Genomic DNA, 19,347 nt, shown 5'->3' with positions numbered 1-19,347 from the left:
CCCAGAGCGGCTTTGACGAAGAACCCGCTATCGCCGAGTCTCTAGTCATCTGGAACGCAAGTTCGTCACATTAGTTGATAGCTCGAATCTCTAGAGAGCAGAGTGCTAGTGGCGAATGCAGGTGTGCGGGGCCGGCCGATTGCGCCGTTAGTGCTGAGTGCGCAGGAGCGGGCGTACTTGGAGAGGCAAGTTCGTCGTCATCGTGTAGCCCGATCGCTATCTGAGCGGTGCCGCGCGATCCTGCGGTGTGCAGATGGTCTGCCAAGCAAGTCTGTGGCTGCCGAACTTGGCATCCATGAACACACCGTTGGCAAGTGGCGCCGCCGATTCTTGAAGGATCGCTGTGATGGCCTGCTTGACGAAGCCCGCCCTGGCCGCCCTCGAACCATCGACGACGATCAGGTTGCTGAGGTAATCGAGCGGACATTGCGTACGACGCCGCGCGACGCGACGCACTGGGCGATCCGCTCGATGGCTGCGGAAGCTGGCTTTTCTCACACCACGATCCGCCGAATGTGGGCGGCGTTCGGCGTGCAGCCTCACCGCAGCCAGACATTTAAACTGTCGAGCGATCCACTGTTCGTCGACAAGGTCCGCGATATTGTCGGGCTTTACCTGTCTCCACCGACCCGAGCCGTTGTCCTCAGCGTCGATGAGAAAAGCCAGATCCAGGCACTCGATCGCGAGCAGCCGGTCTTGCCGATGATGCCGGGGTGCCGGAACGTCGCACGCACAGCTATGTGCGGCATGGTACGACCACGCTGTTTGCCGCGCTCGATGTCGCTTCCGGCTTTGTCATTGGCAAATGCTACAAGCGCCATCGGGCGGTCGAGTTCTTGAAGTTCCTCAAAGAGATCGACGCTCAAATCCCTGAGGGGCTCGCTGTCCATATCGTCATGGACAACTACGCCACCCACAAGACACCCAAGATCAAAGCGTGGCTCGCTCGCCGGCCGCACTATCATGTCCACTTCACGCCGACTTCCACGTCATGGATCAATCAGATCGAGCGCTGGTTCGCTGAACTCACCAGAAAGCAGATCCAGCGAGGTGTTCACACCTCCGTCAGGCAGCTCGAGGCCGACATCCGTACCTTCATCGAACTGCACAACAATAACCCGAAGCCCTTCAAATGGACCAAGTCCGCAGACCAGATCTTGGCTTCCGTCAAACGCTTCTGCCACAGAGCCCAGCAGACTTTATGTAGCGAACTTTAGATTCACGTGACTAGCTCAATTCGTTGGCTAGAAACATGTTGTGCATGCCCGAGGGGTTGGCGTCCATCGGAGGACCAACGCTCGCCGAAATGAATGGCACCACGCCAACAACGTCATAGGTCGCGCCGAGGAAATTCCAGCCGGGCACCCAGAGCAGGCCTTGCGCGAAGACATCGGCTTTCACGCCGGTCGACGCTCCTCCGGGATTAACCGGGGCTCCTGGACCGACCAGGTTCGACTGATAGGTGAACACCTGATCGAATCCGTAGAGGCCAGGCGGCGGCGCCGCGGCGGCAGCTCCAAGCACGATCCCGGGCTTTTGAGCCCAACCGGACGATCCAAACTCATACGCATTGGCCACCGTAGCAACAGCTGACAACAGAGCTGGCCCCGGTTGTTTGGACAGCGCCCCGCTGGATTTAAGTGGATTCCTGCCGGGTTATGCTGAACGCGGGGCTTTACGGTTTTGTCGTTGCGTCGGGAGGGCGTAGCCCGACCAGAGCGACGACAAAACCGTCGGCGACGGTCATGCGGCCATCACCATAGCTTGCGTGCCGAAGTAAGCCTCGTCGGGCGTGCGCCCGTCAAGGCTCGAGTGAGGGCGTCCCTGATTGTAGAAGGCCAGATACTTGGCAATTGACGCTCGCGCCTCGGACACGCTGTCGTAGGCGCGGAGATATACTTCTTCGTATTTGACCGTGCGCCAGAGCCGCTCGACAAACACGTTGTCGCGCCAGGCGCCCTTGCCGTCCATGCTGATGGCGATCTTCGCGTCCAGCAGCACATCGGTGAACTCGAGGCTGGTGAACTGGCTGCCCTGATCCGTGTTGAAAATCTCGGGCCTGCCGTGCTTCGCCAACGCCTCCTGGACCGCTTCGACGCAGAAGGCCGCCTCCATTGTGATCGAGACGCGATGGGCCAGGACCCGTCGGCTGAACACATCGACGACCGCCGCGAGATAGACGAAGCCACGCCGCATCGGAATGTAGGTGATGTCCATTTCCCACGCATGGTCGGGCCGCTCGATCTTCAATCCGCGCAACAGGTACGGGTAGATCTTGTGACCCGGAGCCGGCTTGCTCGTGTTCGGGCGACGATAGACCGCCTCGATCCGCATGCGCTTCATCAGCGTCGCGATGTGGCGGCGACCGGAGTATACGCCTCCCGCCGCAGCAACGATCGCAGCATACGCGCTCCCGCGAAGGGATAATCGAGATGCAGCTCATCGAGCCGACGCATCAAGGCAAGGTCCTCGGCCGAAACTGGCCGAGGTTCATAGTAGACCGTGCTGCGAGCCAGCTTCAGGACCTTCGCCTGGCGCACGATAGAAAGATCATGATCGCGGTCGATCATCGCTTTGCGCTCAGCAGGCCCGCCTTGGTGAGCGCGCCGGACAAAAAATCGTTTTCCAACGCCAGCTCGCCGATCTTGGCATGTAACGCCTTAAATCGACCGGCGTCTCGGCCGATGTCTTGTCATGCCCAAACACGCCGGCGGCGCCTTCCAGGAGCTGGTTTTTCCAGATCGTGATCTGGTTCGGATGAACATCAAACAGTTGCGCCAGCTCCGCCAGTGTCTTGTCGCCTTTGACCGCAGCCAAAGCAACCTTCGCCTTGAATGCCGGAGAATGCGTCCGGCGGCTCTTCTTCGTCATCTTCGCTCCTGATTCGCAGCAAGAATCCTCGCCGCTGTCAGGCAGAAAATCCACTCAAGCTACTGTCCGAATTTGCGGGGCCAGCTCTAACGTCAGCGTTCCGACCATCACGGCCACGTTGCGTTTCTTCATCATTCCCCCTCCCGCGTTTCCAAATATCCCGTTTCAACGGACTCTTTGCCAGTATCCGCCAAGCGGATTGCGGGGGTAGAGCAGTACAAAAATCACGCGTCATCAATAGATGACGCGATGGAATATTCAAATAATCCAGTTAATTACAGTAATCACACTAGTTTGTATTTGAGATACAAGCATTCGGTTCTGCGATACGACATGATATACTTGAAGCGCCGGCTTGTGGCTCTGCGCCCACCTCATTCCGCCAGCTTGTTTACTGACGGCTCGGCAGAAAGCTTCACTCCCGGCCCTGGGCCGTTCAGAAATTCGATTCCTGCTGCTTCGAATGCCCGACTTATCTTCGTGAGCGTCTCGACATGCGCGCCCAACGGCGCATCCTTGAAGCCTTCGAGCCGGCGTATCGTCGAGATCGCCACGCCTGATCGCGCCGCGAGATCGTGCTGCTCCCAACCGAGGAGCGACCGCGCAGCTTTGATTTGACGCGCGATCACCAACATCGGCTAGGTCACCTTCAAGAACAAGCGCTCTGTGGCGTTCATCACATGCCTTGCTTCGTAGACGTCGTGGGCGATGCGCACGGAATACGCGGACAGTGGCGGGCATGATCGGCTGCCTCCAGTCGCCAATGGCAGTGATCGATCAATGCCCGCGCGCTCATTCACCACGCCCTACTTTGCTTCTGCCAGTTCAAGTCGGATAGTCCCGCCCAGCCGTGTCAGGCCGTAGACCAGAGCGATGATGGCGGCTGCGGCGGCGGTCCATCCCAGTATGCCGATCGCAGCGTCAAGTCCGCCTGCTCCCGCAGCAAGAATACCGGCAACGATCGGGCTGAAGAATTGCCCGACATAGAACGCACCGGAGAATCCGCCAGCACCCAGCCCGCGCTGTTCGAAAGGAAGCCTGGACATGATCCACGTCAGGTGAAGCGGGATGACGAGGCCGCCACCAATGCATGCGATGAACGCACCAACGACCGTGAGCTGAGGAGTTCCGGCAGCGGCAACGATCGCAAATCCAGCCGCGAACAACACGAGACCCGAGGTCAGGAGGCGCATCACCGGCTGTCGCGCGAAGGCCTGGAAAAGATAGGAGCCCAGCGGAACACCGAGGTTGGCGATGGCACTCGCCAAACCAATACTCTCGGGCGTTGCAAGCCCGCGAGAATTAAGCACGAAGCTGAGCTGGACCGGCACAACGTAGAATGCGATGGATGAGAGCATCGTCATCAACCAAAGCGGCGCAATGTGCAGCCAAGGGAACGGCGCTGATTGTTTGGCTTCGTCCGTAAGCCGATCGATCGGCTGAGTTGGCTCCCAGAGGAAGAAAATGAAGAGCGGCAACAGCAGGATCATGAAGCCATAGACAAGAAAGGGGGTGTGCCACCCCCACGCCAGCCCGCCCAAAGCACCACCTAGGCCGAACGCGATCACCGCAATCACCGATGCAGAGCCGAATTGGAATGCCAGCCACCGCTCTCGCGCCCGGCCAGAGAAGTAGTCCACCGTCAAGACAGTGGCCACCGCCGTCAGTACCGCCTCGGTCGCGCCGACGATCATGCGGCTGGCAATGATATGGTAGATATCATTGAGCCAGACCGGCGCCGATCCCGCGATAGCGTAAACGACAATAGCCGCTATCAGGGCATTCTTGCGTCCGACGCGCTTGACCAAAACGCCTACGAAAGGAGACAGCAGCGCGATGATCAACGCAGGGCCGGCAAGTACCGTCGTAACCAATACCTGCGCATTCGGGTGCTGCGCAAACTCTTTCATCATGAACGGCAGGACCGGCGACAACAGAACCACCCCAAAAACCGTCATCCATGGAGCAGACGTCAAGATCCATCCCTGCAACGAGCCCGCTTGCCTTGTCATGCATTCCCCCTCTCGTGATTTATTTGTCGTAGGCCGAAGTTAAGTGACGGAGTTTGCCTTCTGTCCTCGGATGGGCCCTATCACCGTGGAAGCGACGTCCGTTGATTCCGGTTCGACTTCGCCTACCCGCAATCAGACAGGCGCGGCCAGGAACGCGTAGCCTTCGCGAAGAAGGCCCATCGAATAGTCCCGACCATGCTCCGGTTTGCGCTCTTCCCGGCAAATGGCGTATGCGATGTCGTAGACGCGCCTGGCCCTTTCCTCGCGCCGACGGCAATAGCTCACGAGCGCAGTCTCCAGATCGTCGTTCCGATCCAGTTCCTGAGAGAGAACCAGCGCATCCTCAATCGCCATACCGCCGCCAGACGTCATTTGCGGCGTCAGTGAATGGGCCGCATCGCCCAGCAGCACGACCCGGCCGCAGTGCCAGGGAGCCGGCATCATCAAGACATCGAATGGGCGGTAGCTTATGTGCTTGTCCACGCCGACCATTTCAGCAGCCGCGACCAGTTCGGGCGCCGTAAAGGGGGTGAGCAGGTTACGGAGATAATCGCACACCTGATCTTGCGGGACACGAAGCTTTTCATCCGTGCTTTCCAGGAAGAACAGATAGCACAATTCCTTCGACAGCGGCAGCGAGCCCACCATTCGACCTGTCGGAAGACGGTATAGGACGAAGCCATTCATGGACTGGGTGCGGGAGACCGTGTAACGCCACACCCCCTGGCCGGCATAATGCGGCTTGAACTCTTCGCCGAAGATTTTCTGGCGTATCTTCGAATAAGCGCCATCCGCGGCGATCAGCAGATCGGCGCGATCTGTCTCGCCGTTCGATAGATGAACCGTCACCCCATCATCGTCCTGGTCAATCTGGGTGACCGTTGTATTGAAATCGATCTTCGCGCCGCTCTTCGTCGCAAAGTCCTCCAGGACCTGCCCCAAACGCGGGCGCATGATCCCCAGCGCAGCCGGACGATTGGGGTCCCAAATTCTTGGCGAGGATTGCTCGCTCAGGACCGTTCCGGCACCATCGCGCACCGACACGATGTCCCAACCATGGCCGCCTTCGAGGCAAGCATCCACCAATCCCAGTTCGGCGAGTGCCCGCAAGGCATTCCCAAGCAGCGTAATGCCGGTGCCGATCCGGTCATGCCTGTCGCCCATTTCAATGACTCTGGTGGATACGCCTATCCGCTGAAGCGCATGGGCGACCGTCAAGCCGCCAATCCCGCCGCCCACGACGAAAGCCTTCTTCACCGCGCCCATGTTATCCTCCTTCTCGTGGTATTCTATTTTTTTGGCTCCCGGTCCTACACGGGCCACGCAATGATCAGCAAACGGCTCCTTGTCGCTCGTTACAGCGAGACCGCGATGTACTTGGTTTCGAGATATTCCTTGATGCCTTCGGTCGAACCTTCGCGCCCCAGACCGCTTGCCTTGCTGCCGCCGAAGGGCGCGGCAGGGTCAGTTGCCAGCCCCCTGTTGAGCGCAACCATGCCGCTCTGCATTTGCCCCGACAGGCGCAAACCTCGCTTCAAATCCTCGGTGTACAAATAGGAGATCAGTCCGAATTCGGTGTCGTTGGCAAGTTTCATGGCGTGCGCCTCGTCGTCGAACGGCACGATGGGCGCAACGGGTCCGAAGATTTCGTTCTTCAGGATGGCTGCATCCTCAGGGACGTCGGCGAGTACTGTGGGTGCATAAAAATGGCCTGCGCGATTGAGCCGGTGCCCGCCGGTAACGACGCGCGCGATGGCATCCCGGACGAGCTCGTCGATCTTCAACACCGCCTCGGCATTCACCATTGGGCCGAGCTGCGTATCTTCGTCGACCCCATCACCGATCTTGAGCCCCGACATCCGTCTGGCCAGCCCTTGAGTGAAGTCCTCGTAGAGATTGCGCGCGACATAGAACCTGTTTGCCGCCGTGCATGCTTCTCCGCCGTTGCGCATCTTCGCGACCATGGCGCCGTCGAGCGCGGCGTTGAGGTTCGCGTCATGGCAAACCAGGAACGGGGCGTTGCCACCAAGCTCCATCGACGTGGTGAGAACCTGGTCGGCGGCCTCTCTCAGCAGAATACGACCGACCTCGGTTGAGCCGGTGAACGAGACAGTCCGCACGCGCGGGTCGTGCAACATCGCACCAACCGACTTGCCCGACTGAGAGGTCACGATCACATTGATCGCGCCCTTTGGGACACCCGCCTTCACCGCGAGTGCGGTCAGCGGCGTTTCCGTCGCAGGCTTGAGCACGCAGGTGCAGCCGGCTGCAAGGGCCGGCGCCATCTTGCGCGTGGCCATGGCCGCGGGGAAATTCCAGGGCGTCACAAGGACGGCAATGCCTACGGGCTCATAGGATACGAGAATATGGTTCTGCCCCGAAGGCGCCAAGCTCATCTCGCCGATGATCCTCGGCGTTTCCTCGCTGTACCAGCGAAAGAACTCGGCAGCGTAGCGTACCTCCCCTAGCGCGTCTGAGTAAGCCTTGCCATTTTCGAGAGAGATCAGGCGCGCCAGCTCCCTCTCCTCTGCGATCATCAGTTCGAAGCATTTGCGCAGGATTTCGGCTCTTTGGCGCGGCGACGCGGCGGCCCACGCCGGCGCGGCGGCCGCGGCGGCATCTACGGCAGCAAGCGCGTCGGCCACGCTGGCGTTGGCGACATGGGCAATCACTTCATCATTCGAGGGATTTCGGACCTCGATCGTCGCGCCGGTTTCGCTATCCCGCCAATCTCCGATCAGGATCGGGTGGCGGCCGGACTGATATTTCCTGGCAATCGTCATGTCCTCGTCCTGATCAGGAGGGACTGCGGCCTATGAAGTACTCGTGGAGCGGATCCTCACTGGGATTAAGACCTGAGGCCCGTTGCGCGTTGCGCAGCGCAAGCATGTGATTTTCGTGCAACCTCGGCGTCGGCCCGCGCAATGGGCCACCATTGTAGCCCTGCAACCAACCCTGAAATTTCCACTGCATGCGGTTCAGCATGAACGCACCCGTCATCGACTGGGTCATCTGGTTCTTCACCTTGCGTGCCGGATGCATACGCCAGTAGATTTCGGTCGCCTCGTCGAACTTGCGCTCGCGTAGCAGCTTCATGACGTGCGGGATCAGCGGGCCCCAGAACTCGTGGTCCGAAGTCGCCGAGAGCTGGATTGGAAATAGCTGTGACAACGGGATGAGATCCCATTCCAGCGGCATCGAGATCACCACTTCTTCGCCGAACAGCCGATGGCATTCGATCACGCTCATGATCGAGGGATGGCCGCCCTCCGCCTTGATGGCGCCGATGTTGGGGCAGGCGTCCAGCATCCGCCGGATCACACTCGATGAGATGTCGGCCGGATGCAGCCGAGAAAATCCCCAGATCGCCATCGGAAACAGCAGGACACCGAGATTCGTCGCATCACAGAACGCCTTGGTGTATTGGAAGATCTCATCTTCGGACTGCGGATAAAAGTTTGCGGGATAGGTCAGGAGCACGTAGTCAGCTCCGGCACGCTCAGCGAGCTGCACGGCCTCGATGTTCTGCTCGAGTGTATTCCAGCTTGCATGATGCATGACGTAGAAGTCCTTGCCGGCCTCCTCCTTCATGATCCGGACGAAATCGACGTATTCGGGAAGCGTGATGTTGACTTCACCGATGGCAAGCGACCCGACGAAGCCGTGCTTCTTGGCGAGCGCGACATCGTGGCGAATCGCCGTTTCGTTGATGCCGTTCATGTCCCCGGTGAAGGAAGGGATGGTGCAGTTCACAGCACCGATCATCCTTTCGCGAGTCCAGCCGCGTGTTTCATTTTTCGAATAAGAGGCCACTTCTATCTCCTCCCGGACTGCCGAACATGCACGGCCAGTCTCAACACTCCACCAAGAGAGACGCAGAGCTCTGCGCTAGATCGTCTTCCTGTAGAACTCGATCGGCAACGGAACGAGACGACGGGCTTTGTCGGCAAGCTCATAAGCAAGCTCGGCGCAGACGATGTCCTGGATACCGGCGCCGACGCTCTTGAACATCGGCATGCTCGCACTTCTGACCCTGTCCGCGACCTTTCCGCACAAGAGATCGTTGAGCGATACGCATTTCTGTTCGAAGCTGACGCCCGCTTTTTTCGCCGCGATCATGTCACCCGTTTCGTGCATGACTTCCTCAAGCACATCGCACACGATCAGATCAGAACGCGCGACCACGCTGGTGTCGATTTCGCGCTGTTCGGGGACCGTGGATCCGACCGAGACCACGGCCCGGCAATTATCCAGCCAGTCACCGTACAGGATTGGTGACTCGTCGCGCGAGCGCGCTGCCGCGACCACGAGGGTCGCCGGCCTTACGGCATCCTCAGGCGTATCTGCCGCGACGCAAGTGACGCCGGTCTCGGCCTGAAATGTTTTTGCAAAGCGTGCCCTGCTTTCCGGCGTGGGGCTAAAGATGCGCAGCTCGCCAATCCTGCGAATGGCGTGAATGGCGCGGGCGTGGGCTACGGCCTCCTGGCCGCTACCAATCATGCCAATGACCAAATCCTCTTTCGGTGCGAGCACGTCGAGGGCTGCCGCGGAGGTAGAGGCGGTGCGGAAGCTGGTGATGAACGCTCCATCGACAAGCGCGCGGAGCTCGCCGGTTTCCTGCTCAAACAGTGGGATCAGATAGTTGATCGCCGGCTTCGGCCCCATGCCGAACAGCTTGCCGCCCATGAAGCGAGCGCCCGGTGGAATCGCCGTCAGGCTTCTGAGCCAAATCCGGCCATTCCGCGCCACCGTCCGAAGCGGACTGACCATCGGCCCGTGCGGCACGGAATAGGCGCGAGACAGGCTTTCGATGACCTGTTTCCAATCCAGGATTTCCAAAACTGCCGAGGCCGGCACGAAGCTCACGGCCGCATTTGATACCGTCAAGGCCCAATCCTTGTATAACCAATTACCACCCAATTAAGATCAATAATCGACCAATTTGGAAGAGTCAATCAACCAATTTGAGCGTTGGCCCAATCGGAATAGCAATCGGCGGGCACGGGGCCCGATGCCGATACAAGGATACTGCGAGGCTTACGTTTGGGGTCAGATCGGCGCGAACGGGCCCAGCAGGGCCTTGCGCACTTCCTCGAGATGTCGGCGCATGAGAACCGCAGCATCGCGAGCTTCTCGCGACTGGATGGCGTGAAAGATCGCATCATGCTCGTGCGTAATATGGCTGCGCCTAGCAATCGCGGACGGCAAGTCGGAGAGCCGCCCCCAATTTCTCTGGGTCTGGCTTTCCTGAATCATCACCAGAATTTTCAGCAGCAGCTGGTTCTTGGAAGCCTGCGCGATGGCGAGGTGAAACGCCTTGTCGAGTTCGCGCCACTCCTCCCAAGCCTCTATTTCCTTCGATGTTTCGAGGATTCCCTTGATCCTTTCGACATCACTGCCAGTCGCGCGCTGCGCCGCAAGGAAGGCGATCTGCGGCTCTAGCGTAAGCCTGGTCTCCAGGATCTCAGCTGGGTTGGTTTCCAGGGTTGGGCCGGCGTCCGTAAACTGAGCCAAGCCCTGCGCTTCCGCCCGCGCGCTCATGAACGTACCCTGCCCGACATGCCTCCAGATCACTCCCTCACGTTCAAGCCTTGCCAGAGACGTGCGCAGGCGACTACGGGTCAGGTTCAGGTCGTCGGCGAGCTGGCGCTCGGGGGGCAATTGTTCGTTGGGGCGGAAGCCGCGCTCCTTCAGATAGCTCCGGAGGATTTCGATGGCGGGTTGACGGGAATCAGAGATTTCATTCATCCGCCCAATATCAACCAATTCCAGCCGAATGACAAGGCCGAGCTTTCTGAGCGAACGTGATCGCGATCAGAGGGGTCAGCCGGTGGCAACCGGTGTGCGGATCGGGCCCTCCTCCGGTTCGAGGAAAAGCCGGATCTCCCCCGCCTGGGAGATCGCGATCTGCACTGAGGTCAGCGATTGGCCCAGGCACGGGCCCAGTGTGCAAGTGCCGGTTTCAATATCGAACGTTGCCCCATGCGCGCTGCAGAAGATGTGCTGCGCGTCTCTGGTCAGATAAGCGTTCTTCTTCCAGGGAAGCGGCGTGCTGCCATAGTGCGGACATACGTCCCGATAGGCATAGACCTTGTCGCTCCTGCGCACGACGAACACGGTGTCGCGCCCTATTTTGAAAGGGTCGAACCCGCGAGCCTCACCGTCCTCCAGATCCGAAAGACAGCATAGCACTTTGGTTAGCGGCTTCGTTTTGTCCGCGCTCAAATCAGGCCCCGCGCAGCGGTAGAGGAAATTTCCGCATCATTGTGTAAGCATGCTGCCTTGCATTTTCACGGAACAAGAATACGGGCGCGGCCCCCTACTCCCGCACCCGTTGGTACCCGCCGCGACCTAGCCGCCCGGAGCCCATTTTTCCCCATGCTCCAGCAGGAAGATCTGAGAATGCTCGGTCCTCATCGGCAAGACGCGCGGCTCCCACTTATCATCGAAGACATCCATATCAGCGTCGAATTCAGCGTGGGTACCCATTGGGCTGTTGAAATACCAGAACCAGTTGGAGCCGAACTTGTGGCGACCCGGTCCCCAGAACGACTGGTATCCCTTCTTCACCATTCGCGATCCGGCAAGCATCAATTCCGTCGGACCTTGCATGTGGAATGCAAAATGCTCGATCCCTTTCATGTATTCCGGGGTTTGGATCAGGAATAGCGTGTGATGATCGGTGTTCGAAGCTGGGCGCAGGAATGGACCGCCCCCGGTGAACCGGTCCATCACGGCAAACCCAAGACGCTGGATGTAGAAGGCCTCCATCTTTGCCGCATCGGGCACGAAATAGACGACGTGCGACAGGGTTCGCGGCAACGCCGCGGCGTCCTCATTAGCGCCGATTTCGTTGAAGCCACGCTGGGGAGCAGCACCGGGCGAATTGATGCGCTCCGGCAGCAGGGTCAGCTGGCGGCGCCGCGTAATGCGGAAGCCGAGCGCGAACCCTAAGTCGTCCACCGCTTCAACCGTACCATCCGGCCGAACCTGGACTTGACGGTCCTTGCTGAGTTCATCCTTGATCTGATCCAGGGTCTGCTGATCCTCGACGCCATAAATCGTCTTTCTGAGCATGTTGCTGGTCGGCAGCGGCGGCGGCAGGCTGGGATCATCCTTGGGATAGATCGACAAGCCCGTTCCATCGAGGGCCTCGTAAAGCCCGGAGCCGTCCTTCTCACCGACATGTTTCAATCCAAAATCGGTGATGAACGCGGCGCACGCCTCCACACTATCAACACCGAACACAAGCTCATCGGGGCCGACGATTTTCAAGGCTTTCCTCCTCCATTATCTTTGTCGGAACCCGCCAATCCAAGGAGCGCATTGCGCGGGTGATCCGAGACATCAGCATATGCCCTGGCAATTCATCAAGAAAATGGATAGTTTAAATCATATCTATTCATCAGATCAATAAATTGGAGGTAAAGTTGCGGTTGAACAATCTCGATCTCAACTTGCTCGTCGCGCTCGACCACCTGATTGTCACAAAGTCCATCAGCCAGACGGCAGAGCGCATGAACCTCAGCCAGTCCGCGATGAGCAACGCCCTTGGCCGGCTTCGGCAATATTTCGACGATCCGCTGCTCGTTCGCGTTGGTCAAAAAATGGAACTGACCGTACGCGCCGAAATACTGCGCCCCGAAATCGCCGACGTGCTCACGCGCATCGAGGCCGCTTTGGCCAAGAAGCCTGATTTCGATCCCAAACAGGCGAGCCGTGAATTCCGCCTGCTCGTCTCCGACTACTCGCTTCACACCATCATTCCGCCGGTACTCGAGCTCACGGCCCCCTTCGGCGATCACATCCGCTTCCATTTCTTGCGGCAGACGGATCGACCCAACGTCTATCTGGAACGGGGTGAGGCGGATCTTCTGCTCGCGCCGCGTATCGTTTGTTCACCGGAACACCCGTCGATCAAGCTGTTCGACGACGATTATTGTTACGTGGCATGGCGTCGCGGCAAGTACGGCCGAGAACCGCTCACCCGGAAGGCGTTCGCAGCCGCAGGTCACGTGCGATATCTTTCCTCGCCGACGGGGGGCGCGCTCGATTCCGTTCTCCTGGATCAATTGGGGATCACGCGGCGGACGGAGATCTCGACCTTCGCTTTTTCTTCCGTACCGCACCTTGTTGTCGGGACCGACCGCATAGCGGTCGTCCATCGCCGCACCGCGCAACTCTGGGCACGTCACCTCTCCATTTCAGTCCTCGAGCTCCCGTTCCCGATGGAGCGGTTCGAGCAGCAGATGCAGTGGCACCACTATCGCAGCCGCGACCCCGGCATTATTTGGATACGGGACATCTTCAAGAAAGCCGCCGCTAAGATGCAGAAGAAGTAGCCGCGGGGCAGCAAAGCTATTCCGGCGCGTTCTTTACACAACGATACGTTTCGTTTAGCTCTCCTCGGCGGGAGGAGTGACGAGGAATGCAAATCACCGTCAATTGGTTTGTCGAGCCCGCAATCTCGATCCTGGCGCGCGCCAGCACGCGATCGACGCCGGCGCGCCCGCGAATTGACGGCATTGCAACAAAATCCTCCGATGAGCAGTTCGTGGCTCTCGTGAGCGGGGCGGCAGATGCAGTCGTCACTGCCATGGACAATGTGATGGACTGGAGGATGCGCGACTTCGGACGAGATCTCTGTATCATCGCGCAAGTCGAGCAGACGACTCCCCTCTCCCTGATTGCCGGTGCGGACGTTTCCGAAATCGAAGACTTGAGAGGCGGCAAGCTTCTCGTCGATTCGACGAAGAACGGTTTCGTGGTGGCCGCCAGAGCGTTGCTGGACGATGCCGGATTGCCGAGCGGATCGTATGCACTCAAAGCTGCCGGCGGCGTGCGTGAACGATACCAGAGTTTATTGGCCGGAGAAGGGGACGCCACCCTGCTCGGGCCCCCCTTCGACGGCACGGCCATCGCACAGGGGGCGCGAGTGCTGTCACGCGTGAACGATCGCTATCCTGCATTTCCCGGCCAAGGGCTGGTCGTGCGGCGCAGCTCAGACGATCGCGTTCGCGCCGGTGTGATCGCTTGGCAAGCGGCACTGGATCACGCGCGGGCGCGGGCGCTGACAAGTAGGAAAATCGCCGTCTCGCATCTCATTGAGGCCGGCATGTCGAGTCCCTCTGCTGAAGCGATGATCGAAATTCTACCCAGGTCGCTCGTTCCGGACCGGGACGGTGTCGCCCTCCTCATTGCCCAACGCGAGCGTGCGAGGTTGCGCGGGGCCAATGTTACCTATTCAGATCTGGTCGATTCCAGTCTCTTCGACAGTGCCGGCTATTCACGGGAGCCCAACCGATGACGCTGCATGAATACGCAGTAGCCACTTTCCGCCGTGGTGCCGAGACGCCGCGAGCGGGCTTGGCCATCGGCGAACGTGTTGCGGCGCTCGACGATCTCATTCGCATCTGCCCCGCAACCAGCCGCGAGCTCTTGGCGGGCAAGAGCGTTCTCGAACTTCTTCGAAACTGGGATTCTGCTCTGGAAGCTCTCGGCAATTTGCGGGCGGCAGTTAGAGTCCGTCACCTCTGAGGAGATGGACCATGAAACCAAGTCGGTTCACGGAAGAGATGGGGTATTCGGTCCCGATCGCCTGACCTATTTGCCGCGCGGCACGTTTTGGCTGATGATCACGGACCTACTCCATCCGAAGGAGAAAAGTCATGATCTACGTCGGCCTCGATGTTTCGCTGAATTCCGTTGCGGTATGTGCGGTGGACGAGACCGGAAAGCTTATCCGGGAGGGAACCACCTTGGCGGACGCGCCATCGATTGTGCAGTACCTCGAACCATGGGCTGGTCAAGTTGAACGGGTGGGCCTTGAGGCAGGACCGACGTCAGAATGGCTGACCGCAAATCTAATCGAACTGGGGCTGCCGGCCGTCAGTTTGGAAGCCCGCCAGGTTAAGGCGGCACTTTCGGCCATGCCGGTGAAGACCGATCGGAATGACGCCCGTGGGATCGCGCAGGTGGTGAGAACGGGATGGTTCAAGCCTGTTCACGTCAAGAGCATCGGCAGCCAAAGGGCGCGGACGCTGGCCGCGGCTCGCAAGCATATCATCCGCTCCATCGCTGCCGCAGAGCAGGTCATCCGCGGACTTCTGCGTCCGCTCGGTCTCAAAGTCGGAGTCGTCTCGCGGACTCTGTTCGCGACGCGAGTTCGTGAGTTGGTGGGCGATGACGCCTTGCTGGAGGCGATCATGAATCCGCTGCTTGCCGGACGCGAAGCGCTGATGCGGGAGTACGCCCGACTGCATCGTCTGGTTCTGAAGGTCGTGCGCAGTGACCCGGCTTGTCGGCTCTTGATGACGATGCCGGGGATCGGCCCGGTCTCTGCGTTGACCTTCCGCTCCACTGTGGACGATCCTAGGCGATTCCTGCATTCCCAATCCGTCGGGGCCTATCTCGGGTTAACGCCCCGGCGATACCAATCTGGCGAGGTTGATCGGGTGGGACGGATCACAAAAGTCGGAGATGGAGAGACGCGCACAGCCCTGTTCGAAGCTGCCAACGTTGTTCTCAGGCCATCAACCCGATGGTCTCCGATGAAGGCTTGGGCGGTGCGTGTTGCCCACCGGCAAGGAAGCAAGCGTGCGAAGGTCGCGCTGGCCAGAAAGATGGCGGTCGTCCTTCACCGAATGTGGGTTGATGGAACCGAATTCCGATGGACGGCGGTGGCGTAAGGACGCCATCGCCATCCCAAGAGACGCCCGTCGCGGGGCGTGGGGATGGTCGAGTTCGTATGATCTGTCGTGGCGTCCGCCCTCCAGGCGGCTGACTACGCCGAAGAGCTTGAACCGACCATTCAACCGAATCCCATCGTGTGGCGGCTTTGCCGACCACGAACAGAAGCAAGGTACCCGCGGCACGCGCTCTTAAGGGATTGACAGAAGCAGACCGAATACAGAAACAGATCATCGGGATTTTGCGGGAGCAGGAGGCGGGTGCGGCGACGGCTGATGTCTGCCGCAAACACGGGATCTCCAGCGCAAGGTTCTACAAATGGAAGGCCCGGTACGGTGGTCTGGAGGTGTCCGACGCCAAGCGGCTCAAGGCGTTGGAGGACGAGAACGCCAAGCTGAAGAAGCTCTTGGCCGAAGCAATGCTCGACAACGCCATGCTCAAGGACGTCGCCGCAAAAAAATGGTGACGCCCGCCGCGAGGCGACAGGCCGTCGCTCATCTGCGGACCACCTTCGAGGTGAGCGAACGGCGGGCGTGCAAAGTCCTGGAGGCAGACCGCACATCGGTGCGCTACCGCAGCAGGCGACCGGACGGTACCGTCAAGTTAACGAATTGGAGCGGCGGAGGGGGTAGACGAGCGGCCTGCGGACTGCCAAGGACCCTCTTTATCGCCGCCATCGCTTCCCGCCGGAAGTGATCAGCTATGCCGTTTGGTTGTATTTCCGGGTTCCCTTAAGCTTGCGCATGGTCGAGGAAATGCTGGCGGCGCGTGGCATTGGCGTGACCTATGAAACCGTGCGCCAGTGGGGACGGAAATTCGGCAAGCCGTTCTCCGATCGGATCCGCCAGCGCGCACCCGCTCGCGGTGACAAATGGCATCTGGACGAAGTCGTTATCTCGATCGCGGGCGTACAACATTGGCTCTGGCGCGCTGTCGACCAGAATGGCTTCGTTCTCGACGTCTTGATCCAGCGCCGAAGAGACTCGCGCGCTGCCCAGCGGCTCATGAAGAAGCTCTTGAAATCCGCCGGCACGCCGCCGCGCGTGATGATCACGCACAAGCTCCGTTCGTACGGCGCTGCGAGGGCGAAGATGGGCTTTCACGTCGAACATCGCCAGCACAAAGCTCTCAACAATCGGGCCGAGAATTCTCATCAGCCGACGCGGCGACACGAGCGGATCATGAAGCGTTTCAAATCGTCCCGTCAGGCTCAACGGTTTCTGTCAGTTCACGATCAGGTCGCGAACCTTTTCCACATCCCCTATCCCGGAGCTGTCACTGCCGACTTCCGTCGTGCTTCGCGCGAGCGAGCCTTTGCGACTTGGCGCGAAATCTCCACGACAAGCGCTATCGCCGAATCTCGAACCTTTGAGAATCGCCTCCTTCGGCTCGGCGGTCGATTAAGTTGATGATGCCGGTCGCGGTTGCGGAGACGGCGCGAGCGCGGGTTGTTTGAACATCGTCGCGGCTTTTGAATCGCCAGCTGTCGTTGCCGGTCTCGACGATGTCCGCAGTGATGGGTCAATCGGTCGAGTAGCGCGGTGGTCATTTTGGCATCGCCGAACACGTTCGGCCATTCGCCGAACGCAAGATTTGTGGTGACAATGACGGAGGTGCGCTCGTAGAGCCGACTGATGAGATGGAACAGGAGCTGACCGCCGGATTGCGCGAACGGCAGATAGCCCAGCTCGTCGAGAACGATGAAGTCCATGCGGGTCAGATGCTCGGCGAGACGTCCCTGCCGACCGTTGCGGGTTTCGGTCTCGAGCCGGTTGACGAGGTCGACGACGTTGTAGAAGCGTCCTCTAGCGCCATCGCGGATGCAGCTTCTGACGATGGCAATGGCCAGGTGGGTCTTGCCTGTGCCGGTGCCGCCAACCAAAACGACGTTACGTTGTTGGGCGATGAAGCCGCCGCCAGCGAGATCATTGACGAGAGTCTGATTGATTGGCGTACCGTCGAACTGGAAGTCGGCGATGTCCTTGGCAAGCGGCAGCTTGGCAATAGTGAGCTGGTATTTGATCGACCTGACTTGCTTCTCGTTGATCTCGGCGTTGAGCAGGTCGCCGACAATGCGCTGAGGTTCGTGCTGGCGCTTGACGGCAGTCGCCATGATCTCGTCGAAGGCAGCCTTCATGCCGTAGCTTGAGTTCGCTCATGAGATCGAAGTATTTGGGTTCGTTCCATCAGTTGGTCCTCCGGAGGTTGTCGTAGCGGGCACAATCGGCGATTGGTGCGTGACGGAGCGTCAGTGCGGCTGGCGTCATGATGTTGGCCGGCGGGGCCGGTTCACGTTGACGGGCCAGGATATTGAGCACGACATCGGCGGAATGGACGCTGTGACTGAGCGCTTCAGCGCAGGCTGCTTCCACCGCGGGCAGACCGTCAGTCAGCACCGCGTTGAGGATGTTGACCATCTGCCGGTTACCGTCGTCAGTGCTTGCGAGCCTGCGCCGGATCCGCTCGATCGCTGCCGGCAGCACCCAATCTTTGAAGGGAGCACCGTTGCGCAAGGCGCCCGGTTTGCGGGCAAGCACCGGCACATAGTGCCAAGGGTCGTAGACGGTATCGCCGCGGCCAAAGGATCGCAGGTGCTCGGCAACGATGCGTCCATCCTGACGGATCACGATGCGATCGGCATAGGCTTGAACCTCGACCGGTCGTCCGACTGCGCTGGCTGCGACCGAGTACTTGTTGTTGTCGAAGCGCACCAGGCAGGTCTTCGAGACCGACGCCGTCACCGCATGGAAGCCGTCGAAGCGGCCTGCATAGGGAACGAGCCTAGGGCGTTCGACTTCGAACACGTCCCAGATCGTCTGATCGACCAGCTCCGGATGACGATGAGCCTTGGCGTAGCCGATGCATTTGTCGAGCAGCCAGGCGTTTAACTCGTCGAGGTTTTTGAACCGCAGCCGCGGCGTGAAGAAGCGTTCCCTGACCAGCCCGACCTGGTTCTCGACCTGCCCCTTCTCCCAGCCCGACGCTGGCGTGCAGGCGACTGGATCGACCAGATAGTGGCTGCACATCTGCAAGAACCGGCGATTGTAGAGACGCCCTTTACCGACGAAGATCGTCTCCACCGCGGTCTTCATGTTGTCGTAGATGCCGCGGCTGCAGGTGCCCTTGAACAGCGCGAACGCTCGGTCGTGGGCGTCGAACACCATCTCCTGCGTCTCCCGCTCGCCCCGCAGCTCCATTCCCACCGGTCCAAAACCATTCTGTCAGATTAAATGAAAACTTCTACACCGGACATGAGCAGCCTTCACCATCACCGTGGTGCCGCTCAGCAGGACGACCTCGTGGCTCCAGTCGAACTGGTAGGCTTCGCCGGGTGCAAAGCTCAGCGGCACATAAGCCGACGCTGTCGAGGTGCCGCGTTCCTTGCTCCACCGTCGTGCGTATCGACGAACCGCATCATAGCCGCCGGCATAACCCAGGCCGCGAAGCTCCTCGAATAGCCGGATCAGCGTCAGCCGTTCCCGCGCCGCCTTGCTCTCATTCCCTGCCAGCAACCGATCAAGCTCGGCACTCCAGGCACCCATCTTCGGGAGCGGCTGCGTCTCGCGCTCGTACCGGAACTCCGTCGCTTGAGAACGAATGACCTTGCGAACCACCTTCCGCGATACGCCAAGTTCTCGGCAGATCGCCTTGATCGGACGACCATCAACAAAGTAGGCGCGACGGATCTTACCAATCGTCTCCACCACCAGCATCCCAACCTCGGCTTCCATGACTCGATGGAAGCCACTGTGGACCCTTATCCCGGGGTCCCGAT

At 59.8% G+C, this 19,347-nt stretch carries 14 protein-coding genes and 6 pseudogenes; 7 read left to right on the top strand and 13 right to left on the bottom strand.

The genetic code is table 11. The annotated features are described in order from the left end of the window. The first annotated feature begins 108 nt into the window (after positions 1 to 108). Positions 109 to 1,217, top strand: a pseudogene (locus tag J4G43_RS14785) (IS630 family transposase). Between the two features lie 10 nt (positions 1,218 to 1,227). Here J4G43_RS14785 and J4G43_RS14780 read toward each other — a convergent pair. The 11 genes and pseudogenes from J4G43_RS14780 to J4G43_RS14730 form a co-directional block, all read right to left on the bottom strand. After that, positions 1,228 to 1,524, bottom strand: a complete 297-nt coding sequence (locus tag J4G43_RS14780) for a transporter family protein (protein WP_208085226.1) — start codon at positions 1,522 to 1,524, stop codon at positions 1,228 to 1,230. 219 nt (positions 1,525 to 1,743) lie between these two features. Next, positions 1,744 to 2,871, bottom strand: a pseudogene (locus J4G43_RS14775) (IS3 family transposase). 374 nt (positions 2,872 to 3,245) lie between these two features. Beyond that, positions 3,246 to 3,506: a helix-turn-helix domain-containing protein gene (locus tag J4G43_RS14770; protein WP_018273761.1), complete on the bottom strand. Its 261-nt coding sequence runs from the start codon at positions 3,504 to 3,506 to the stop codon at positions 3,246 to 3,248. A gap of 171 nt (positions 3,507 to 3,677) precedes the next feature. After that, positions 3,678 to 4,883 (bottom strand): MFS transporter, encoded by a 1,206-nt coding sequence (locus J4G43_RS14765; protein WP_051393982.1) that lies wholly within the window; start codon positions 4,881 to 4,883, stop codon positions 3,678 to 3,680. A gap of 132 nt (positions 4,884 to 5,015) precedes the next feature. Then, positions 5,016 to 6,149 (bottom strand): FAD-dependent oxidoreductase, encoded by a 1,134-nt coding sequence (locus J4G43_RS14760; RefSeq protein ID WP_208085225.1) that lies wholly within the window; start codon positions 6,147 to 6,149, stop codon positions 5,016 to 5,018. Positions 6,150 to 6,238: 89 nt separating this feature from the next. Then, positions 6,239 to 7,666, bottom strand: coding sequence for an NAD-dependent succinate-semialdehyde dehydrogenase (locus tag J4G43_RS14755; protein ID WP_208085224.1), 1,428 nt, complete (start codon positions 7,664 to 7,666; stop codon positions 6,239 to 6,241). 13 nt (positions 7,667 to 7,679) lie between these two features. Beyond that, entirely contained in the window at positions 7,680 to 8,648 is a 969-nt protein-coding gene (locus J4G43_RS14750) for a dihydrodipicolinate synthase family protein (protein WP_018273765.1), read from the bottom strand. Between the two features lie 123 nt (positions 8,649 to 8,771). After that, on the bottom strand, positions 8,772 to 9,749 hold the full coding sequence (locus J4G43_RS14745; RefSeq protein ID WP_018273766.1) for an ornithine cyclodeaminase family protein: 978 nt from the start codon (positions 9,747 to 9,749) through the stop codon (positions 8,772 to 8,774). A 183-nt stretch (positions 9,750 to 9,932) separates the two neighbouring features. After that, on the bottom strand, positions 9,933 to 10,631 hold the full coding sequence (locus tag J4G43_RS14740) for a FadR/GntR family transcriptional regulator (protein ID WP_018273767.1): 699 nt from the start codon (positions 10,629 to 10,631) through the stop codon (positions 9,933 to 9,935). 75 nt (positions 10,632 to 10,706) lie between these two features. Then, complete coding sequence (locus J4G43_RS14735; protein ID WP_100213550.1) at positions 10,707 to 11,075, bottom strand: Rieske (2Fe-2S) protein; 369 nt, start codon at positions 11,073 to 11,075, stop codon at positions 10,707 to 10,709. A 159-nt stretch (positions 11,076 to 11,234) separates the two neighbouring features. Then, positions 11,235 to 12,158, bottom strand: a complete 924-nt coding sequence (locus tag J4G43_RS14730) for a VOC family protein (protein ID WP_208085223.1) — start codon at positions 12,156 to 12,158, stop codon at positions 11,235 to 11,237. Between the two features lie 161 nt (positions 12,159 to 12,319). On the opposite strand from J4G43_RS14730, the gene J4G43_RS14725 reads away from it, so the two are divergent. The 6 genes and pseudogenes from J4G43_RS14725 to J4G43_RS14700 all read left to right on the top strand — a co-directional run bounded on the left by J4G43_RS14725 (position 12,320) and on the right by J4G43_RS14700 (position 16,976). Then, complete coding sequence (locus J4G43_RS14725; protein ID WP_225004898.1) at positions 12,320 to 13,225, top strand: LysR family transcriptional regulator; 906 nt, start codon at positions 12,320 to 12,322, stop codon at positions 13,223 to 13,225. 86 nt (positions 13,226 to 13,311) lie between these two features. Then, the gene (locus tag J4G43_RS14720) at positions 13,312 to 14,190 is read left to right on the top strand and encodes an ABC transporter substrate-binding protein (RefSeq protein ID WP_208085221.1); all 879 of its coding nucleotides are present in this window, start codon (positions 13,312 to 13,314) and stop codon (positions 14,188 to 14,190) included. Beyond that, entirely contained in the window at positions 14,187 to 14,420 is a 234-nt protein-coding gene (locus J4G43_RS14715; protein WP_208085220.1) for a hypothetical protein, read from the top strand. Before J4G43_RS14720 ends, J4G43_RS14715 begins: the two co-directional genes overlap by 4 nt. A gap of 131 nt (positions 14,421 to 14,551) precedes the next feature. Continuing rightward, positions 14,552 to 15,571 (top strand): IS110 family RNA-guided transposase, encoded by a 1,020-nt coding sequence (locus J4G43_RS14710; RefSeq protein WP_208085219.1) that lies wholly within the window; start codon positions 14,552 to 14,554, stop codon positions 15,569 to 15,571. A 200-nt stretch (positions 15,572 to 15,771) separates the two neighbouring features. Further along, positions 15,772 to 16,163: pseudogene (locus tag J4G43_RS14705) on the top strand (transposase); the annotation flags it as partial. A 50-nt stretch (positions 16,164 to 16,213) separates the two neighbouring features. Beyond that, positions 16,214 to 16,976: pseudogene (locus J4G43_RS14700) on the top strand (IS6 family transposase). Between the two features lie 60 nt (positions 16,977 to 17,036). On the opposite strand, the pseudogene istB reads toward J4G43_RS14700, so the two are convergent. Continuing rightward, positions 17,037 to 17,762: pseudogene (gene istB / locus J4G43_RS14695) on the bottom strand (IS21-like element helper ATPase IstB); the annotation flags it as partial. After that, positions 17,759 to 19,285: pseudogene (istA, locus tag J4G43_RS14690) on the bottom strand (IS21 family transposase). The pseudogenes istA and istB, both read right to left, overlap by 4 nt. Positions 19,286 to 19,347 lie beyond the last annotated feature (62 nt).

This window comes from Bradyrhizobium barranii subsp. barranii (assembly GCF_017565645.3).
Taxonomy (GTDB): Bacteria; Pseudomonadota; Alphaproteobacteria; order Rhizobiales; family Xanthobacteraceae; genus Bradyrhizobium; species Bradyrhizobium barranii.
The sequence above is the reverse complement of the archived record's forward strand: the minus strand, read 5'-3'. Positions and strand labels throughout refer to the sequence as shown.

Coding starts and splice junctions, on each gene's coding strand:
- J4G43_RS14715 (WP_208085220.1), top strand. CDS start 14,187: ATGACGCTGCATGAATACGCAGTAGCCACTTTCCGCCGTGGTGCCGAG.
- J4G43_RS14755 (WP_208085224.1), bottom strand. CDS start 7,666: ATGACGATTGCCAGGAAATATCAGTCCGGCCGCCACCCGATCCTGATC.
- J4G43_RS14720 (WP_208085221.1), top strand. CDS start 13,312: ATGCAAATCACCGTCAATTGGTTTGTCGAGCCCGCAATCTCGATCCTG.
- J4G43_RS14710 (WP_208085219.1), top strand. CDS start 14,552: ATGATCTACGTCGGCCTCGATGTTTCGCTGAATTCCGTTGCGGTATGT.
- J4G43_RS14765 (WP_051393982.1), bottom strand. CDS start 4,883: ATGACAAGGCAAGCGGGCTCGTTGCAGGGATGGATCTTGACGTCTGCT.
- J4G43_RS14750 (WP_018273765.1), bottom strand. CDS start 8,648: ATGATCGGTGCTGTGAACTGCACCATCCCTTCCTTCACCGGGGACATG.
- J4G43_RS14770 (WP_018273761.1), bottom strand. CDS start 3,506: ATGTTGGTGATCGCGCGTCAAATCAAAGCTGCGCGGTCGCTCCTCGGT.
- J4G43_RS14740 (WP_018273767.1), bottom strand. CDS start 10,631: ATGAATGAAATCTCTGATTCCCGTCAACCCGCCATCGAAATCCTCCGG.
- J4G43_RS14760 (WP_208085225.1), bottom strand. CDS start 6,149: ATGGGCGCGGTGAAGAAGGCTTTCGTCGTGGGCGGCGGGATTGGCGGC.